Origin of the sequence: Streptomyces sp. NPDC002730, from assembly GCF_042888805.1 — a bacterium.
Taxonomy (GTDB): domain Bacteria; phylum Actinomycetota; class Actinomycetes; order Streptomycetales; family Streptomycetaceae; genus Streptomyces.
In genome coordinates this window covers 103377-121688 of record NZ_JBIAQG010000012.1, presented here as the reverse complement: position 1 = coordinate 121688, position 18312 = coordinate 103377, and the positions used below count along the sequence as shown (strand labels likewise).

The 18312-nt window shown below is 69.3% G+C and carries 14 protein-coding genes and 2 pseudogenes; 8 read left to right on the top strand and 8 right to left on the bottom strand.

Annotation, left to right across the window (positions count from 1 at the left end; genetic code table 11):
- Positions 1–127: 127 nt before the first annotated feature.
- Complete coding sequence (locus ACFYXH_RS28870; RefSeq protein ID WP_352268581.1) at positions 128–499, top strand: VOC family protein; 372 nt, start codon at positions 128–130, stop codon at positions 497–499.
- 57 nt (positions 500–556) lie between these two features.
- Here ACFYXH_RS28870 and ACFYXH_RS28865 read toward each other — a convergent pair.
- Positions 557–685: pseudogene (locus ACFYXH_RS28865) on the bottom strand (IS5/IS1182 family transposase); the annotation flags it as partial.
- 249 nt (positions 686–934) lie between these two features.
- Between ACFYXH_RS28865 and ACFYXH_RS28860 the strand changes: the two are divergent.
- Complete coding sequence (locus tag ACFYXH_RS28860) at positions 935–1282, top strand: PRC-barrel domain containing protein (protein ID WP_389568827.1); 348 nt, start codon at positions 935–937, stop codon at positions 1280–1282.
- 375 nt (positions 1283–1657) lie between these two features.
- Here the strand turns inward: ACFYXH_RS28860 and ACFYXH_RS28855 are convergent, their stop codons facing one another.
- The 4 genes from ACFYXH_RS28855 to ACFYXH_RS28840 all read right to left on the bottom strand — a co-directional run bounded on the left by ACFYXH_RS28855 (position 1658) and on the right by ACFYXH_RS28840 (position 8094).
- Complete coding sequence (locus ACFYXH_RS28855) at positions 1658–4504, bottom strand: NHLP bacteriocin export ABC transporter permease/ATPase subunit (protein WP_389568824.1); 2847 nt, start codon at positions 4502–4504, stop codon at positions 1658–1660.
- 88 nt (positions 4505–4592) lie between these two features.
- Complete coding sequence (locus tag ACFYXH_RS28850) at positions 4593–6863, bottom strand: NHLP family bacteriocin export ABC transporter peptidase/permease/ATPase subunit (RefSeq protein WP_389568821.1); 2271 nt, start codon at positions 6861–6863, stop codon at positions 4593–4595.
- Positions 6860–7666 carry an HlyD family efflux transporter periplasmic adaptor subunit gene (locus tag ACFYXH_RS28845; RefSeq protein WP_389568820.1) on the bottom strand — a complete coding sequence of 269 codons (807 nt, stop codon included), beginning with the start codon at positions 7664–7666 and terminating at the stop codon, positions 6860–6862. Before ACFYXH_RS28845 ends, ACFYXH_RS28850 begins: the two co-directional genes overlap by 4 nt.
- A gap of 191 nt (positions 7667–7857) precedes the next feature.
- Complete coding sequence (locus ACFYXH_RS28840) at positions 7858–8094, bottom strand: type A2 lantipeptide (protein WP_327327102.1); 237 nt, start codon at positions 8092–8094, stop codon at positions 7858–7860.
- Between the two features lie 598 nt (positions 8095–8692).
- On the opposite strand from ACFYXH_RS28840, the gene ACFYXH_RS28835 reads away from it, so the two are divergent.
- A complete protein-coding gene (locus ACFYXH_RS28835; protein WP_389568816.1) occupies positions 8693–10567 on the top strand; it encodes an endoglycosylceramidase in 1875 nt (624 codons plus the stop codon).
- Between the two features lie 168 nt (positions 10568–10735).
- On the top strand, positions 10736–11431 hold the full coding sequence (locus ACFYXH_RS28830) for a CPBP family intramembrane glutamic endopeptidase (protein WP_389568813.1): 696 nt from the start codon (positions 10736–10738) through the stop codon (positions 11429–11431).
- A 303-nt stretch (positions 11432–11734) separates the two neighbouring features.
- On the opposite strand, the gene ACFYXH_RS28825 is transcribed toward ACFYXH_RS28830, so the two are convergent.
- Positions 11735–13345, bottom strand: a complete 1611-nt coding sequence (locus ACFYXH_RS28825; protein WP_389568810.1) for an FAD-binding oxidoreductase — start codon at positions 13343–13345, stop codon at positions 11735–11737.
- An 81-nt stretch (positions 13346–13426) separates the two neighbouring features.
- Here ACFYXH_RS28825 and ACFYXH_RS28820 point away from each other — a divergent pair, with 81 nt between their 5' ends.
- The 3 genes and pseudogenes from ACFYXH_RS28820 to ACFYXH_RS28810 all read left to right on the top strand — a co-directional run bounded on the left by ACFYXH_RS28820 (position 13427) and on the right by ACFYXH_RS28810 (position 15492).
- The gene (locus ACFYXH_RS28820) at positions 13427–14116 is read left to right on the top strand and encodes a TetR/AcrR family transcriptional regulator (protein WP_389568808.1); all 690 of its coding nucleotides are present in this window, start codon (positions 13427–13429) and stop codon (positions 14114–14116) included.
- 18 nt (positions 14117–14134) lie between these two features.
- Positions 14135–14545: pseudogene (locus tag ACFYXH_RS28815) on the top strand (endoglycosylceramidase); the annotation flags it as partial.
- Between the two features lie 152 nt (positions 14546–14697).
- A complete protein-coding gene (locus ACFYXH_RS28810) occupies positions 14698–15492 on the top strand; it encodes a maleylpyruvate isomerase family mycothiol-dependent enzyme (protein ID WP_389568805.1) in 795 nt (264 codons plus the stop codon).
- A 19-nt stretch (positions 15493–15511) separates the two neighbouring features.
- Here ACFYXH_RS28810 and ACFYXH_RS28805 read toward each other — a convergent pair whose 3' ends face one another.
- The gene (locus ACFYXH_RS28805) at positions 15512–16312 is read right to left on the bottom strand and encodes an N-formylglutamate amidohydrolase (protein ID WP_389568802.1); all 801 of its coding nucleotides are present in this window, start codon (positions 16310–16312) and stop codon (positions 15512–15514) included.
- A 317-nt stretch (positions 16313–16629) separates the two neighbouring features.
- On the opposite strand from ACFYXH_RS28805, the gene ACFYXH_RS28800 reads away from it, so the two are divergent.
- Complete coding sequence (locus ACFYXH_RS28800) at positions 16630–17964, top strand: hypothetical protein (protein ID WP_389568800.1); 1335 nt, start codon at positions 16630–16632, stop codon at positions 17962–17964.
- Here the strand turns inward: ACFYXH_RS28800 and ACFYXH_RS28795 are convergent.
- Positions 17945–18223 carry a hypothetical protein gene (locus ACFYXH_RS28795; protein WP_389568798.1) on the bottom strand — a complete coding sequence of 93 codons (279 nt, stop codon included), beginning with the start codon at positions 18221–18223 and terminating at the stop codon, positions 17945–17947. The two genes, ACFYXH_RS28800 and ACFYXH_RS28795, sit on opposite strands and share 20 nt — an antisense overlap.
- Positions 18224–18312 lie beyond the last annotated feature (89 nt).

The following is an 18312-nucleotide window of genomic DNA, read 5'->3' as shown; positions in this document are numbered from 1 at the left end:
CGGGCCAAGCTGCTTGGCACCGCCACGCGGGCGGCGCAGCCAGTCGTCACCCCTTCCCGCGGATGAGCGGCGTAACGTCAAAAAGGGCTAGGTTCTGTCCGGGTGTTCACCGGGCACACTGGCCGACATGCCTGTCTCGCTGCATCACATCGTCATCGACGCCCACGACCTGCCCGCCCTGGCCCGGTTCTGGGCTGAGGTGCTGGGCTGGCGGATCCTGTCCGAGCGGGAGCGGGAGGTCGTGATCGGGCCGGACGAGACCGCGCCGGTGGGCATCTGCTTCATGCCGGTGACGGACCGTAAGGTCGTCAAGAACCGCCTGCACCTCGATCTGACGTCCGCGGCAGAGGACCGGGAGGCCGAGATCGAGCGCATCCTCGCACTCGGCGCCCGCAGGGCGGACGTTGGGCAGAGCGGCAGCGAGTCGTGGACCGTGCTGGCCGATCCGGAGGGGAACGAGTTCTGCGTAGTGCGCCCGAAGGAGACCCTCATCGGCTAGGACTTGTTCGGGCGACCACGTTCGGAGCCAGATGACGACAGCTGCTGCTGTCGCGGTGCCGGCCGCGTGTTGGTGCGCGCGCACGATGGTGGAGTCCACCGAGATGTCCCAGTCGATCTCACCCGCGGCATCGGCCGCTGCCTGGACCTGCTGCAGCAAACGCTCCCACGTCCCGTCGGCCGACCACAGTAATTGAGGCGTGATCCGGCCATTCGGGTAGCCCGGTGCACACGGGGCCGCGCCCACGGGATCTGCGCCTCCAATGCGCCGCTCCCCCCGGCCGCTTCAGAAAGAAGCTCATTATTCGGTGTGAGGAAGAGGATGCAGGGAACTCGCCTGGAGTCGCCGCACCGAAGGGCAGCACGTCTTCTCGGCTGATGTGCGGCGGTTACCGATTCAACTGTTTTCCTGCGCCTTCAATATGAGGGAGTTTCTATGAGTGAGCACATCTGGGGCTACGTTCCGACCGCCGGCCACACCCCGGACGACGATCTGACGGGCTACAAGGTCGAGGCCGCCGACGGGCACATCGGCAAGGTCGACAAGCACTCCACCGAGGTCGGCTCGCAGTACATCGTCGTCGACACCGGTGTCTGGATATTCGGCAAGGAGGTCATGATCCCGGCCGGCACGATCACCAGCATCGACCACGAGGACAAGACGATCCGGGTCTCCCGCTCCAAGGACGAGATCAAGGCCTCGCCCGAGTTCGACAAGGAAAAGCACCTCGGTGACCCCGCCTACCGCGACCAGCTCGGCGGCTACTACAGCTCCGGTCACTGACGAAAACGCATGCGGCCGGTCCGGGCGCGGATTCCTGACGGGTCCGCGCCCGGCGCATGCGCAGCCGCGGATCGAAATCCATGGCGTTTCTCCCGTTACAGATGGTGCGTTCGCCTTCAGCTCTGCCTGAACAGCCAATGCGCGCCACATCAGGCATAGCAGGTCTGGATTCGCACGAAGACAGGCAGCAGACGAATTACCTGGCCATGCCAAAGAGGCGGTTCGCTGTTGTCACCGCCGGCCCACCGATTCCGGTCCTGCGCGGCAGGCAGTTAAATGAGACCTCTGAACACAGCTCGGTCATAGAGCCGGTGGTGCCACGCATTGGCGTCCGGAGCGGACTGGGCCGACCGGTGTTGTCGGTACGGGCGGCCATCACGCCATCTGGCGGCGCACCAGTTCGTGCAGATGGCCGCCCGCACGCGCGAGCAGTTCGGACGGTGCGCCCTCCTCGACGATCCGGCCGTCCGACATGACGATCACGCGGTCGGCGTCCATGACCGTGGTGAGCCGGTGGGCGATCACCAGCCGGCTCGCGCTCAGCCTGCGGGTGCTCTCGATCACGATGCGCTGGGTCTCGTTGTCCAGCGCGCTGGTGGCCTCGTCGAAGAAGAGGATGCGCGGGCGGCGAATGAGGGCCTGGGCGATCATCAGGCGTTGGCGCTGGCCGCCGGAGATCGCACCGCTGCCGGCGATCATGGTGTGCAGACCCATCGGCATGCGCTTGATGTCCTCGGCGAGGCCGGCCATCTCGGCGGCTTCCCACGCCTCTTCCTGGCTGAAGGCCTCGGCGCCGCAGATGCAGTCCAGGATCGATCCGGTGAGCGGCTGCGCGTTCTGCAGGACCACCCCGCACTGGCGGCGTACCGCCGACTGGTCCAGAGCGGCCAGATCCTGGCCGTCGTAGAGCACGCTGCCCGAGGCCGGCTTGTCGAAGCCGATCAGGAGCCGGAGCAGTGTCGACTTCCCGCAGCCGCTGGGGCCGACGATCGCCACGAACTCGCCCGGCTGCACCTGAAGCGACACGTCGTCGAGGACGAGTGGGCCGTCGTCGGAGTAGCGGAAGGAGAGCTTTCGGGCCTCGATCCCGCCGGAGAGTGCGCCGGGCTGCGCGCTGGTGCCGCGGACCTCGGGCGCCTCGTCCAGGACCGGCTTGACCTGTTCGAACATGGGCAGGACGGCAGCGGCCGAGACCAGCGCACCGGAGATCTGGGTGACCGAGGTCAGCAACATCGTCACCGAGGTGTTGAAGGTAAGGAACTCGCCTGCCGACATGCTGCCGCGGGCGGGACCGGCCAGCAGCATGAACATGAGGAGCGAACAGAGCGGCAGGTAGACCGCGTCGAGGACCGTGGTCAGGTTCCTGATCCGGCCCGCCCGCTGCTGCAGTTCGCGGGAGCGGGCGAACTCCCGGGCCCAGGCGGCGTACGCGAAGCTCTCCGCCGCGGCGACGCGCAGTTTGGGCAGTCCGCGCAGGGTCTGGAAGGCCTGGTTGTTCAGCTTGTTGCCGAGCTCGACCAGCTGCCGCTGCCACCGCAACTGCCACAGGCCCATCCCGAGGAACACGGCTCCGATGACGACCAGCATGGCGATCGCCGCCAGCGCCAGCGGCACGCTGTAGCAGAGCAGCAGAACGAGGTTCATCGCACCGACCGTGCCCGCCTGTACGGCCACCGGGCCGATGCCGGACAGCACCCGCCGGATGGTGCTGATCCCCATGGCCGCACTGGCCAGCTCTCCGGTGGAGCGCTCGGTGAAGAACTTCGTCGGCAGCCGCAACAGCCGGTCCCATACGGCCGGCTGGAGCGCGCTCTCCATACGCCCTTCCATCCGCAGCACGGTCAGGTTCTGCAACAGCATGAAAGCGGCGGAGACAATGCTGGCGATCATGACGGCCAGTGAGAGCTGGACGATGAGACTTCTCTCGGCCGTCGGTACGTAGACACCGAGCACCTGGCCGGTCGCGATCGGCACCAGCGCGCCGAGAGCGACCGTCACCAGCCCGGCGAGGGCCAGACTGCGCACGTCGGTGCCGGAGTCGCGCAGGCTGAAGCGGAGCAGCCGCCATGGGGTCATGGGACGTTCCGGCAGCGGGCGGTAGAACATCACGGCGCGCGGCTCGAACTCGTCCGCGCTGTCCTTGCCGATGCGCCGTCGCAGACCCGATGCCGGGTTCACCGCCTCGTACCGCCCACGGCGCCACAGCAGCGCCACCGGTGCTCCGGACTTCGCCCAATGGCCCACCAGGGGACCGGAGTTCGTACGCCACCAGCGGCCGTCGAGCCTGACCGGGCGGGTACGGATCCGCGAGCCGACCGCGATCCGCTCGACCGGACTGACGCGGTCGTTGACCGCGCCGCTCCTCGGGGGCTCGGTGAGGGTGATCCCGGCTGCCTCCGCGACCCGGCGGCAGACGGCGAACGTGGCGTCGTCGGCGGCCCGGTCCACAGCGGCAGTTGCCCGCCCCGCCCGGTCCCGCTTGCCGATGGAGGCCAGCAGCGCCTGGTCGGCCCGTGCGCGGACGGCTTCGCCCGCCTTGATGCCGGCGGCCGTACGGTCCTCGTGAGCCCGCTCGAGCCGTTCGATCCAGCGGTCCACCGCGGACAGCAGCCGGTACTGCTGGTTGACCATCTGCTGCCACATCGCGCCGTCGACCAGGAGGTCGCCCGCCGCCTCGGCGCTGTAGGAGGCGCCGTACTGCACGCTGCCCGGCGGGACCGGCATCCACAGGATGTCGTCGTCGGCCACGGCCTCGTCGATGGCCGGGCGGTCCTCCAGCGGGGCCTCGAACAGGACGCCCAGGCTGCGGCCGATGCCGAGCGCGAAGGCATGCTCCAGCGGAGTCGGCGCCTGGTACTGGGTGTCGTACTGCGTTGCGTACGGGTCGTACCCGTCGTACCCGCCGTGCCCGCCGCCGTACTCGCCGTACTCGGGCCGGTACAGCTCCCGCAGCGCGATCCGGCGCAGCAGACAGTCCTGCGAGGGCCTGCCGAGCAGCGTGTGCTGCGGGCCTTCGACCGGGCCGAGCAGCAGCGTTCCCGCCTCGAGACGGCCGAGGAAGTGCCAGTGCCCCTGCTGAGCGGTGTCGACCGCGAACAGATCCAGGGACCCGCCCACGACGAGCCACAGCACGAGCGGCCCTTCCAGCGGCACGCTGCGCAGGCCGGAGCAGTCGACGGGCGCGCCGAGGCCACCGAGCGCATACGTCACCGCGTCGGCCACGCCCGGCCCCAGGACCCCGGACGGGTGAGTGGACGGTTGAGCGGACGGGTAACTGGACGGTTGAGCGGACGGATGTACGGATGACACGTCAGTGCTCCTTGACCAGCTCGGCGTACGGGCCCCCGGCGGCGACCAGGTCCTCGTGCCGGCCACGCTCGACGACCGAACCGTGGTCGAGGACCACGATCTCGTCGCTGTCGCGCACCGTGCTCAGCCGGTGGGCGATCACGACGCACGCGCAGCCGCGCCGCCGCAGATTGTCGATGATGGTCTGCTCCGTCTGCGCGTCCAGAGCGCTCGTCACCTCGTCGAGGACCAGGATGCTCGGCCGCCGGACCAGCGCCCGGGCGATCTCCAGACGCTGCCGTTGCCCGCCGGAGAAATTGCGGCCGTCCTGCTCGACCCGGCTGTGGATGCCGTCAGGCCGCCGTGCGATCACGTCGTCGAAGAGGGCGGCGTCCTTCAGGGCGGTGACGACGGCCTCGTCGGATATCGACGGGTCCCACAGCGCCACGTTGTCCCGGACGGTGCCTTCGAAGAGGAAGACGTCCTGGTCGACGAAGGACACCGAGGCGGCCAGCGCGCTGCGGGAAATGTCCTCCAGGCGCTGCCCGTCGATCCGGATCGTCCCCTCCCACGGGCTGTAGAGGCCGGAGATCAGCCGCGAGACGGTGGACTTGCCGCTCCCGGAGCCGCCGACGAGCGCGACCTGCCGACCCGGACCGACGGTCAGCGAGAAGCCGCTGAGCAGCGGTTTGTCCAGTGGGCTGTAGCCGAAGGTGATGTTCTCCAGCGTCACATGGCCCTTGAGCCTGCGCGTGCTCGCATCCCGCTCCCGGCGCGAGTACAGCGAGTCGACCGGGAAGCTCTCGACGTCCTTCAGCCGGGCCACATCGGCCGCGAAGTCCTGAATCCTGCCCGCCACTCCGTTCAGCCGGGTGATCGGCGCGGTGAAGCGGGTCACCAGCGCCTGGAAGGCGACGAGCAGACCGATCGAGATATGGCCTTCCACCGCCCGCAGTCCGCCGATCCAGAGGATCAGCGCACTGTTGAGCGCCGCGAGGGTGGGGGCGACGACGGCCAGGGCCGCGCTCGGCACGCCCAGCCGCTGCTGTTCCTCCAGGGTGGTGGCGTGCTGGCCGGCCCAGCGCCGGAAGTAGCCGTTCTCACCGCCGGTGGCCTTCATGGTCTCGATCAGCTGAAGGCCGGTGTACGAGGTGTTGGTCAGCCTGGCGCTGTCCGCGCGCAGCTTCTGGGTGTGGGTGGCCCGTAGCCGGATCACGATGCGCATCGCGACCACATTGAGCAGTGCGATCAGCACGCCGATGACGGTCAGTTGAGGGTCGTACGTCCACAGCAGGACGGCGTAGAGGATCACCACGACCCCGTCGACACCCGCGGCGGCGAGGTCTCTCGCCAGTGTTTCGGCCACCGCGTCGTTGGACTGCAGACGCTGGACCAGATCGGCCGGGCTGCGCTGGGCGAAGAACGTGACCGGCAGTCTCAGCAGATGCCGCAGGAACCGGGCGCTGCTGAGCGTGGACGAGATGATGCGTCCACGCAGCAGGTTCGCCTGCTGGAGACCGGTCAGTACGGCGGTGAGCCCGATCATCGCGGCCATCGACGCGAAGAGCGGTCCCAGCAGTGAGGTCTGATTGCCGATCAGGAACATGTCGATGTATGTACGGCTCAGCGCGGGCACCGCCGCGCCGACCGCGACGAGCAGAAGGCTGGCCAGTAGCGAGGCCAGCAGGGTGCCCTTCGTCCCCCGCAGCCTCGCGGGCACGGCGCCCATGACTCCCGGCTTGCGGCCGCCGCGGCGGAAGCTGTCGGCGGGCTCGAAGACCAGGGCGACACCGGTGAAGCTGGTGTCGAAGTCCTCCATCGCCACAAAGCGGCGGCCCTTGTCGGGGTCGTTGATGTGAACGCCCCGGCGGCCGAGCTTGCGTCCCATGCCGTCGTAGACGACATAGTGGTTGAACTCCCAGAACAGGATGGCCGGCGCCTGCACCTCGGCGAGCGCTGCCGGTTCCATCTGCATGCCCTTGGCCTGCAGACCGTAACTGCGCGCGGCCTTCAGCAGATTGCTGGCCCGCGAGCCGTCGCGGGAGACGCCGCACGCGATACGCAGCTCCTCGAGCGGGACATGCCGCCCGTAGTGCGCGAGCACCATGGCCAGCGAGGCGGCACCGCACTCCAGGGCCTCCATCTGGAGGACGGTGGGCGTACGAACGGCCCTCCGCTTCTTGACCTTGGGGGCAGGGGCCGGGGCGCGGCGCGCACGGCGCCCAGGGGTCGGCGCGTTCTCGGGGCGGTGCCGGCCGCGGCCCGCCGGTGGCAGTTGCTGCTGCGCGGTCATGGAAGCAGCCAATCGATCGGATGCTGCTCGGCCAGATGGATGGCGCCGGTGGCCAGGGTCATGGAGTCGACCGCGTACGGCGGACCGTCCGAAGAGGACCAGGCGTAACCGGACTTGGTCTGCGACGACCGGTCCAGGCGCACCAGGACCGCGACGGGCTGGCCGTGCTGCGAGAACTGCTCGCCCAGCTGGCTGCTGCCGAGGAGGGCGGTGATCCGCTGGCGGTTCTGGGCGGTCCGGCCGACGGCCTTCACCTTGCCGCGCAGCACGCCGTACTGCTGCGTCGGCACCGACTGGACGGTGATATCCACCGTCGCGCCCACGGGCACCGTCGATCCGCTGTCGGCCGGCACGTACAGCACTGCCATCAGGGGATCGTCGGCCTTGTCGACCCGCTCCACGGCAGCCACATCCGATCCGGTCGTGACCACGGAGCCGATTGTGGCGGCGAGTGTGGTCAGCCGGCCCGCGGCGATCGTGCGGACGACCGTGCTGCCCTGCGCCGTACGGACCTTGACCAGGGGCGTGTTGGCGGGAACCCGCTGGCCTTCCTCGGCGAGTACGTCGGTGACCTGGCCCGCGACGGGGCTCTGCAGGACATAGCTGCCCTGCGCATGAGTGAGGATTCCGGGTGCGCCGATGGTGGACGACACGGAGCCGGTCAGTGCCCAGACGGATGCGGCGATCATGACGATGACCGTGACGGTCAGGACGAGCCAGCCCTGTGGCCGGGCGAAACGCACCGGCAGATCGATGTCCTCGGGCGACTGCAGCTTGGAAAGGGCCTGTTGGCGGAACTGCACGACACTCTTCCCTCAACTGCACTGGTTCTTCGGGGGGTCAGCGCGCACCCATGGTGGCGCGCGGGCGGCGGCCGCATGCCCCGGACCCGTGGGGGATCCGGGGCATGAGGTCCGGCGCGTCGGCAGGAGGGGAACGCCGACGAGCCGTAGTCACCGCTTGGCTGTGCCGCTCTCAGCGGCACAGGACCGGCTCAGAGACCGGCGACGAGGCCCGTGACGCCGGCGGTGTTCAGACCGGTGAGGCCCTCGGCGGTGCCGACGACGGAGCCGACGGTGCCGGAGGCGGCGCCGATGACACCGGAGACCGGGACGACGGAGTCGACGGTGCCGGTGAGGGCGCCCGCAGCCTGGCCCACCAGACCACCGGACACGTTGTCCAGGTCGGCGTCGGAGATTACCTGGGTCTCAACCTGGGGGGTGGAGTTCATGATGAGCTTCCCTTCGCATGACTAACTCGAATTGCTGCGATGGAGTCTTTCGACTCCCGCAGTGCGAAGGATCAAAGCACGCAGGCGCGTTGTGCGGCGAATCGGACAGCTCCAGATCGGGGCGGTACAGGGCCGTTGAATAACGTCGCGTGCACGCGCATCCATGGATTGGCGTCATCTTCTTCACGTATCCGCACAGCTCAATTGCGCTGAACCGGCGCCCCCTTGGTGCCGAAGGGGACATTCCCGCATCAAACGACGGATGGGCAGGTCAGGGCGGGGAATGTTCGCAGGAGGCCGTGTGACGCCTGCGTATTCCGTGTGCAGATTCACTGAAGAACCCCTCCTTGTTTCAGGTGTCGCACGCGCCGCAGGCGTCTATGTGTAGGGAGTGTTTCCGGTAGGTGTTGAGAGGGTGTTACTCGGTCTTATGGACGCCCATTCCGGAGAAAGTGGTTCGGCCGCCCGGAGAAGTGAAATAGCCGTATAACGGAGCCGCGCCGGACCCGGGCGGAATGGTCGATTCCGGTCGAAAGTGCGATGTGTGGGGTTCTCGGCACCATTGACAATCTGACGGTCCGTCAAGATTGTGGTGGGCATGGCGAAGATGCGCACGCGTCTGATCGGTGTCCTCATCCTGCTGACCGCGTCCCTGACCATCGAAGGCGCGTCCGCCGCCGCGCCGTCCGCCGCCGCGCCGCTGCCCGGCTCACTCTGGTTCGACGAGCAGGCGGCCGCGGCGTTCACGGTCGACCACGGACGCTTCACCGACGGCCTCGGTCGCGAGGTGGTACTCCGTGGCTACAACGTCTCCGGCGAGACCAAGCTGGAGGAGAACGGCGGACTGCCCTTCGCCTCCGTCGCCGACGCCGAGAAGTCCGCGACCGCGCTGCGCGCGCTCGGCGGTGGCAACAGCGCGCGCTTCCTGCTGTCGTGGGCCCACGCCGAACCCGTACGAGGCCAGGTGGACCGCGCGTACCTCGCCGCCGCCACCGCACAAATGCGGGCCTTCCTGAAGGCCGGCATCCGCGTCTACCCCGACTTCCACCAGGACCTCTACTCCCGGCACCTGTTCAACGAAGGCAGCTGGTACACCGGCGACGGAGCTCCCAAATGGGCGGTCGAGGCGGGTGGCTATCCACGCGAGTCGTGCGGGATCTGTCTCTTCTGGGGCCAGAACATCACTCAGAACGAGGCCGTGAAGCGGGCGGCGTACGACTTCTGGCACAACCGCGGCGGGGTCCAGGACGCCTTCCTCGCGACGGCTCAGGCGACGATGACCTACTTCGCCGAGCACCTCGACGGCGCCGAGTTCGCAGCGGTCGCAGGCTTCGACCCGTACAACGAGCCGCACGCCGGCGCGTACGACTCCGGCATGAGCAGCCGCATGTGGGAGCGGGACGTGCTCTGGCCCTTCTATACGAGGTTCCGGGCGCGCATGGACGCGGCCGGGTGGCAGAACAAGCCCGCCTTCGTGGAGCCGAACCTCTTCTGGAACTCCAATCTCTTCTTCCAGAAGCAGGAGGGCGGCCTCCTCGACGCCGGCGCGCTCGGCCCCCGGTATGTCTTCAACACCCACTTCTACGACCAGAAGGCGATCTCCGGCATCTTCATGTGGGGCAAGGCCGCAGACGGCCAGTACGCCGGGGACTTCGGCGCCGTCCGCGACCGCGCGGCCGCCTCCTCGACAGCGGCGGTCGTCAGCGAGTTCGGCCATCCGCTGACCGGGACGGTCTCCGACAAGGCCCCGACGGTCGGCAAAGCGATGTACCAGGCCCTGGACTCCCGGCTGCCCGGCGCCACCTGGTGGTCGAAGCCCGAGCAGTCGGGGCCGGTGCTGTCCGGTTCGCAATGGCAGTGGGACATCTACCACGGTCGCCACCACGAGCTGATGAACGGCAACCCCGACAAGGTCCTGACCGCCGCGGACGCCTGGAACGAGGAGGACCTGTCGGCCGTCCGCCTCGACGACTCGGGCACGGCGGTGCTGCGCCAGGACGCCCGGCTGCTGGACCGCCTCTACCCCAGCGCCACCGCGGGCCGCGCGCTCGCCTTCACCTACGAGGACCGCTCACGCGACGGTTCGACGACCCTGACGTGGAACCCCGTACCGAAGTCGCTGCCGCGGGTCGCCGAGCTCGTCGGCTCCGGCCAGTACGGCGTCCTGCTGTGGCGCTCGGACGGCACCGCCGCCCCCTCCGAGCTGCACCTTCCGGCCTCCTTCGACACTCGCCGCACGACGGTGGTCTCCGACCTCGGCGTGGTCACCGGACCTCCGTCGTACACGCGAGCCACGCCTGTCGCCGTCGCTACCGAGCCCGGCGGAGCCGGCAGCCGTCGCCTTCTGCTCACCGCGCAGAACGCGGGCAGCGTGCATTACGCCCTGGTGACGAACGGCGCGACGGCGCCCTCCGCCGAGCTGCTGCAAGCGGCGCGAGAGGAACTGGCGGCCTGGTCGGAGGGCCGCGGCTGAAATCCTGATGTCTTACGACTGGGACAATGTGCGGGCGGCGGTGACCAACTCGGCCGGCGCCGGGGCGAGCGCGGTGAGCCCAGGTAGGGCGCGTCAATTACCGCTGTGGTCTGCCGAGCGGCGCGTTGCGGGGAGACTCCCTGGGGGATTGTGCATTCTGGCGTGACCATGCGGATGCTCATTCTGGCCGTTGTGGTGCTCGCGGCCGCGAATACGCTCGTCAACCGACTCGGCCCCGACCTGTACGTCCCTGTCTGCGTGACCACGGCCGCCGCGCTCGTGCTGATCGCCCGGCGGGCCGGGATCACATGGGACGAGCTGGGGCTCGGCCGTTCGTCGGCGCGGAGAGGCCTGCGCTGGGGACTTGTCCTGGCTGGAGCCGTCGTTCTGGTCTATCTGGTGGCGCTTGCCCTGCCGTTCACCCGTGAGGCATTCCAGGACGAGCGCGCCGCGGAACTGTCGGGCGGGCAGCTGGTGTACCGCGTGCTGGTGCGGGTGCCGTTCGGGACCGTGCTCCTGGAGGAGATCGCGTTCCGGGGAGTGCTGTGGGCCATGATGCGGAGACGGTGGGGCGCCCCCTGGGCCACCGCCGTCTCCTCGGCGCTCTTCGGGCTGTGGCACATTCAGCCGTCCCGCGGACTCACACGCTCGAACGCGGCAGCGGAAGCGGTCTTCGGTTCGGGTGGGACCGGGGTCGAGCTGTCGGTGGCCGCGGCGGTCGTCGGCACTGCCCTCGCCGGTGTCGTGTTCTGCGAGCTGCGTCGCCGGTCGGGCAGCCTGATCGCGCCGGTGGCGCTGCACTGCGCCCTCAACAGCACCGGTTATGCCCTGGCGTGGGCGGTCGGTCGCTGGTGGGGCGAGTGACTCGAGCGTGCGGCGGAAGGCAGGAGTTCCGCCGCGCAGCGGTGTCGGAGGCCGACCGGGGGGGCCGGGTTCCGTGCCGTTCAGATCCGGCTGCCCGAGGCCGTGTCGCTCGACAGGTGCTGGGCGACGTAGCTCGGGATTGCCGACAGCAGCACGAAACGGCGGCAACGACATTGACCACCGGAGCCTGCATTTGTCGGCCGGGCGGCGCTTTCCGCATGCTCGTCGTCGCCCGGGTTCGAGTCGCACCCCCGGCCGTCGCCGCGGCGCCCGCCCCGCGCTGAACTCCCGCGAACGACCCCGTCAGCCGGCAACAGCCGGATCGAAAAGCACGCCCGGGTTGAGAATTCCGGCAGGGTCGAGCGACTGCTTCACGGCCCGGAGGGCGTGGGCGAACGGCTCAGGACGCTGGCGGTCGTAGCCCGGCCGGTGGTCGCGGCCGACCGCGTGATGGTGGGTGACGGTCGCGCCGTGGTCGGTGAGGATCTGCATCGCCGCGGACTTGATCTCGTCCCACATCGCGACTTCGTCGCCGCGCCGCCCCGGCGCGATCACGGTGAAGTACGGCGCGGGCCCGTCCGGGTAGACATGGGTGAAACGGCAGTTGATCGTGCCGGCGGCGCCCGTCACCTCCCGTACGACGTCCCCCAGGTCCCTGCGCACCGACTCGTACAGTCCCGGCGCACGGTCCCAGGTGCAGGCCGTCTCGAACGTTTCGGTGATCACGCTCATCCGGGCGAGCGCGTCACGGAGGTACGGCATCCGCAGGAACGCCGAGCGCCAGGTGTCGGCGGCGGCGTCTTCGGCGTCGGTGGCAGCCGGAGCGGGTGAGCCGCCGTGGTCACGGGCCAGGATGACGAGTTCGGAGAGGCGCTCGCCGACCGGGGAATGGGCCGACTCCACACCGAGGACGAGCACGCTCTCGCCGTCCCGCGCGACACCTGCCAGAGCGGCCTCCCCGGGGTCGAGCAGCCGGCAGTTGGCCGGGTGCAGGCCCGACTGCGCGATGACGCGTACGGCGTTCATCGCGGCGTGGACGTCGCTGAACAGCACCGTGGCCGACGCCTTGTGACACGGGCGGTCCTGGAGCCGCATCCAGGCCTCGGTGATCACGCCGAGCGTGCCCTCGGACCCCAGGAACATCCGGTCGGGGGAGGGACCCGCTCCCGAACCGGGCAGCCGCAGCGATTCGTTGACCCCGACGGGCGTCACCACGCGCAGCGACTCCACAAGGTCGTCGATGTGGGTGTAGAGCGTGGCGTAGTGTCCGCCGGCACGGGTGGCCAGCCAGCCGCCCAGGGTGGAGAACTCGAAGCTCTGCGGGAAGTGGCGCAGGGTGAGTCCGTGCGGCCGCAGTTGCGCTTCGAGGTCGGGGCCCAGGGCGCCGGCCTGGATCCGGGCGGCCCGGCTGACAGCGTCGATCTCCAGTACGCGGCCCAGGGACGAGAGATCCAGTGACACCACACCGCGGTGCCGGTCCGCGCGGTACTCGACCCCGCCGACGACCGAACTGCCCGCTCCGTACGGCACGACGGCGACGTCCGCCTCCGCCGCCCAGTCGAGGACATCGATCACATCCTGCTCCGTGCGTGGGTGGGCGACCTGGTCGGGTGCGGCCGAGAGGTCTCCGTTCAGGGCCCGGACCACATCGCGGTACGCCTTGCCGTAGGTGTGCGATGCCCGGTCCCGTGGAGCGGCCGACATCAGGGGGGCGAGCGCGGAGGGGGGCTCGATGCGCACCTTGGGCAGTTCGAGGGCGGAGATGTCGGGCACCGGCAGCGGGGTGGCCGCCGAGCCCGGGACCAGCCCGCCGAGTGCGGTGCATTCGGTGTCGGGCAGTGCCTTGTCCGCGGTACCCCAGCCCCACCAGGAGCGGTTCCGGGAGGAGTTGGAGCGGGACACGGGCGGAGTCACGGGCGAAGCGCTGTCGACCACGTGTATTGACCTCTCGGTAATTTACCTCTTGGTAAGTTACCGCAACGTATAGTCTCCGTCATGACCACTGCAAGAGCCTCGGCCGCACCTGATCCGGCAGACTCCGTCGCGTCCGCCGGTGGCAGTGCGAAAGGAACCCAGGGCCGGAGCCGCGGCGCGGGGACCAAGGGTGTCCCGCGCGCCCGCCGCGAGGAACAGATCGTGGCCGCGGCCCTGGAGGAGTTCGGCAGGCACGGCCACGCCGCGGCGTCGATGGCCGCGATCGCCCGGCGCGTCGGCGTCACCAAGCCGATGCTGTACACGTACTTCGGCTCCAAGGACGGCCTCTACGCGGCCTGTCTCGAACACATCGGCCACCGCCTCCTCGCGGCAATCAACGCGGCCATGGCGTCGAGCCCGTCGGGGGACCGGCTGCCCCACGCGGTCCTCACCGCGGTCTTCGAAACGCTGGAGGAACAGCGGCACGCCTGGTTCGTGCTGTACGACCGGACCCTGCCACCCGGCTCCGAACCGTGGCGCGCCGCCCACCGCCACCGCGAGGCCGTCGACGACCTGGCGGCCTCCGGCACCGCCGCGCTGCTGCGCGGCCACGGCAATGACGACGCCCTCGACGCGGACGCCCTCAAGCATGTGTGGACGGGCACGGTCAGCGCTCTCGTCGGCTGGTGGGTCTCCCACCCCGGCCTGTCCGCGCACGACATGAGCGCACGCTGTGCCCGTCTGCTCTCCGCCATCCGCGACGGGGCCTGAGGCTGCAAGCAGGTGGCCGAGGACCGCTCACGCGACGGCTCTACCACGCTCACCTGGAATCCCGTGCCGAAGTCACTGCCGCGAGTCGCCGAGCTCGTCGGCTCCGGCCAGTACGGCGTCCTGCTGCGGCGCTCGGACGGCACCGCCGCCCCCACCGAGCTGCACCTACCGGCCTCCTTCGACACTCCCCCCACGACGGTGGTCTCCGACCTCGGCGCGGTCACCGGACCTCCCGAGTACACGAGAAGCACACCGATCGCCGTCGCTACCGAGCCCGGCGGAACCGGCAGCCGTCGCCTCCTGCTCACCGCGCAGAACGCGGGCAGCGTGCACTACGCCCTGGTGACGAACGGCGCGACGGCACCCTCGGTCGAGCTACTGAGTGCAGCGCGGGCGGAACTTGCTGCCTGGGCGGCGGGTCGCGGCTGAGGCCCGCCTCGATTACTCGGCGCCCCTTTGCGCGCCCAGCCCGGCGAATGCGGCTGCCACCAACGGGACAATGAATCGAAGTGGCTGAGAAGGGGCGGGAAATGACCATTTCGGGCAGGTGACCGTCGGAAGCTGGATGGCAGAGTGACGCCATGGACCATGCCGCGCACTTCCACCGTGAGATCCTTGCGTTCGAGGCCGCCGCCCGCAGGGCAGTCGGCACGGACGAAGCGCCCGCGGTCCCGAGCTGCCCCGACTGGACGATGTCCGATCTGGTCCAGCATCTCGGCGGAGTGCACCGATACGTGATCCGCGTCCTCGAAGAACGGCCCACGCAGGCCCTCGATCCCATGGACCCCGTGATCTACCGGCTGCCCGAGGACCGCGAGGGCTGGCCGGTCCTGGGCGCGGCCCCCAACCGCGGACCGCTGGCGGAGAGCCTGATCGACTGGTTCGCGGACGGAGCCGCCGCCCTGGAGTCGCACTTCAGGAGCAGCGATCCGGGCGAAGCGGTGTGGACCTGGTCGCAGGAGCAGACTGTCGGTTTCTGGCTGCGGATGCAGGTCATCGAGGCGGCCGTGCACCGCTGGGACGCCGAACGTGCGACGGGCGAGCCCGGCCCGGTCGACCCGGAACTCGCGGCGGACGCGATCGCCCAGACCTTCGAGGTCATGGTGCCGGCCGGCCGAAGCCGCAACTCGGCCCCGCGCGGATCGGGCGAGCGGTACCGCTTCAGCCGTACCGACGGCTCGGAGTCGTGGACGGTGTACTTCGAGGGTGACGACGTCCTGGTCACCAACGGGAGCGAACTCTGCGACGTCGAGGTGTCCGGCACGGCGTCGGACCTGATGCTGTTCCTGTGGCAGCGGATCCCGGCGGACCTGCTCGAGGTGAAGGGCGACCGGGAGGTACTCGACCGCTACTTCACGCTGGTGCCGCGCGTGTGACGGCGCGGGACCAGAGGCCCTACACCCCGGACAGGGCGTCGACCAGGCCGGCCACGCCACGGGCGAGCGCCGCGAGACCAGGACCCGCCGGTCCGCCCGGCTCCGTCATATAGACGTCTCGCCGGATCTCGATCATGAGAGCACTGACGCGAGGGTCTTTGCCGTAGTAGGTGAGGGGCACATACGTACCGGTGAAAGGGCTGTTGACACCGGTACCGCCGAAGCCGACGAAGGCCTTCTCGGCCAGGGCAAGCAACACCGGGGAAGTGTGGAAGTCGTCCGTGCCGAGGCACACCGGCGGACGTGGTCCTTCACCGTGCAACTCGTAGGGGAGCGGTTCGGTGGGGTACGAGTGGATGTCGATGACGACGGCCCGCCCGGTGGCTGCAAGCCGCTCGCCGACCGCCGCGGTCATTGCCTCCGCATAGGGACGGAAGTAGCGCTCGATCAGCGGCCGGGGGTCCGCGCCCGGCGGCCGGAGCCGCTCGCGGTGCGTGGTCCGCGTATAGACCGCGCCCATGCCGACGGCCAGCATCTCCTCGCGCTCGTCCGGGAAACGCTCGGGGTCGATCACCAGGCGGGACACGCCGTTGACGAACCGCCAAGGGGTGACGGTCGCGGCCTCCACTGCGGCGGCGGCGATCTCGGCCGTGTGAGAGTCGGTGATGTGGTCCAGCTCCAACTCCAGCGCGCGGTCGTCCAGCACGATTCCGTCACGCACCGATTCGGGAATGATCCGCGAGGAGTGCGGGACGTGAAGGATTACCGGCGAGTCGGCGGCGCCGGGCAAGAGTTGAAACGAGTCGTCAGCGTCGTACATGGTTGTCCCTGTTGCTGTGTGAGTTGAGCCGGACCAAAGGAGATGCGGCACCGCCGGCGGTCGGCCACCAGGAGGGCAGGTCCGGCCGGTTGGTGCCGCAGTCGCATCAGCGGGTGCCCGTCGGGACGAGGTGAGGAAGCGATTGGAGGTCATGCGCACCAGCTAGGTCACAGTCTCCAGTACTGGGGGCCACCTCTGGGCTGATAGAGCCGGGAGATGAACAGCCCCGTCCGCGTCGTGGGCGGGTTCCCCCGGTGTGTTCGGCGGCTGATAACTTCTGCGAATACTTGGCGGGGGCACGGGGAGTACGGGATCGCATGAGCCACCATGAGCAGGACCGGGCAGGCACCCGGCTGCCCGAAGGCGTACCGCCGATGCGGCGGCCGCAGTGGCTGCCAAGGGTGCCGCCGGGGCGCGGTCAAGGGCCCTGGCGCAACCGGTGCAACAAGCTGCTCTACGCTGTCGCCTTCGTCGGTATCGGGGCGAGCCTGTGGGCGTTCTGGCTCACGTACACAGACGTGCGGGACCGGGCCGCGAGCGAGGAGCGGATTGCCGAGGCCTGCGCCGGGATCGTGGACGCCGAAGCGGTGATGGACCTGCGGGGCGGGGTCGTCAGGGCCAAGCCGGGCAGTGGGGAAAACGACGAGATCCAGCTCGATGCGCTGCCGGAATCGTGTCGGATCTACTGGGTGCCCGGGCCGGGTAAGTCCGACGACCTCTTCTCACTTGTCGTTCGCACCTCCGCCGACGACGTGCCCATGAACCTGGTGGGTGACGAGTCATGGCTCGAGCCATTCGGCCGCCGCGGGGACCTGGCATCCCGCCCCGAGGACGTGACCCGTCATGCCGACCACGCCGAGCCCCGTCCACTGGGCGACGGCACGCTCGGCCACTACAGCGACGACTCCGTCACGGTCCGGGCCGACTGCTCATCCGGGAAGCCGGCCTCCTTGGAGGTCACGGCCAGAGCCGACTACGACGAGGTGTCGGACGAGGACCGCAGAATTCTTGCCGAGCTGGCCCGCGGATCTGCGGTGCAAGCTGCCGCCAGACTGAAGTGCGACTCTCAACTGCTGCAAACTCCAGCGCAGTTGACGACACCTGAACGAGAGCTCCGCGCGCCGAAGTCCGCGAGGGCCTCCTGTGCCTGGTACGGCAGGCACCTCGGGGGCTCCCGGCGTGGCCGGCTCCCGGATCGCATGCTGGAGGCACCCACGGGAGCCAAGAGCGCGACGGAAACCTGCCTGCTGGCCGTCAGTCCTGCCGGCGTGCGCGAGATAGCCCAGCACTTGGGTGGATCCGAGCGTGAGTACGCGGACAGTGCACTCACGCACTCTCCCTGGTGGATGAGGACCGCCTCGTTCTTCGGTGCGGAGGCGGAGTCGGTCGCTCTGGTGGACATCGATGACCGCAAGTACCTCAAACCGGGCACCGCGGGTGGCGGGGAAGGGCTCGGCGTCTGGTGGGCCTCGTCGGTCTGTGACGGGCGGCCCGCCGTCCACGCCCTCACCGTCAGCTACACCTACGACAGCGTCGTGCTTGACCGTCTGCCTGCTCTCTTCCGAGCGTACGTCAACGACATCACCGAACGTCGCGGCTGCACCGACGTGAAATTCCCCGCGCCTTCTGCCTTCAAGGCGGACAGTAGGTGATGACGCCGGCGGCGGAGCGGAGGGCCGAACCGCTGGTCGTCGAAGGTGTTGGAGAGCCGGATCCGCAGCCCGCTGCCGCGGACGCCGGTACGGACGAGAGGCGGTAGGTCCGCTCCTGCGCGGTCACCGCACCGAGCCGGTCGGTGCTGGCGGCCCAGGTGACGACGGGCGAGGTGTGGTCGAGGCGGTGGGAGTGGGGGACGGGGCGTGCACCAGCCGTGAGGACCGCGCTGATCGTGATGGCGGTAGCAGCACGCACTACTCCCGTACCTGGACCCGGTGTTCATACCGCCCCTCACGGACCGAACGTTCGTGAACTCCCCACGTCACACAAGGAGTTACTTGCCG

Excerpts from the sequence above, each read along its gene's own strand:
- ACFYXH_RS28870 (WP_352268581.1), top strand. The coding sequence starts at position 128 with ATGCCTGTCTCGCTGCATCACATCGTCATCGACGCCCACGACCTGCCC.
- ACFYXH_RS28860 (WP_389568827.1), top strand. The coding sequence starts at position 935 with ATGAGTGAGCACATCTGGGGCTACGTTCCGACCGCCGGCCACACCCCG.
- ACFYXH_RS28850 (WP_389568821.1), bottom strand. The coding sequence starts at position 6,863 with ATGACCGCGCAGCAGCAACTGCCACCGGCGGGCCGCGGCCGGCACCGC.
- ACFYXH_RS28840 (WP_327327102.1), bottom strand. The coding sequence starts at position 8,094 with ATGAACTCCACCCCCCAGGTTGAGACCCAGGTAATCTCCGACGCCGAC.
- ACFYXH_RS28835 (WP_389568816.1), top strand. The coding sequence starts at position 8,693 with ATGGCGAAGATGCGCACGCGTCTGATCGGTGTCCTCATCCTGCTGACC.
- ACFYXH_RS28830 (WP_389568813.1), top strand. The coding sequence starts at position 10,736 with ATGCGGATGCTCATTCTGGCCGTTGTGGTGCTCGCGGCCGCGAATACG.
- ACFYXH_RS28820 (WP_389568808.1), top strand. The coding sequence starts at position 13,427 with ATGACCACTGCAAGAGCCTCGGCCGCACCTGATCCGGCAGACTCCGTC.
- ACFYXH_RS28810 (WP_389568805.1), top strand. The coding sequence starts at position 14,698 with ATGGACCATGCCGCGCACTTCCACCGTGAGATCCTTGCGTTCGAGGCC.
- ACFYXH_RS28805 (WP_389568802.1), bottom strand. The coding sequence starts at position 16,312 with ATGTACGACGCTGACGACTCGTTTCAACTCTTGCCCGGCGCCGCCGAC.
- ACFYXH_RS28800 (WP_389568800.1), top strand. The coding sequence starts at position 16,630 with ATGAGCCACCATGAGCAGGACCGGGCAGGCACCCGGCTGCCCGAAGGC.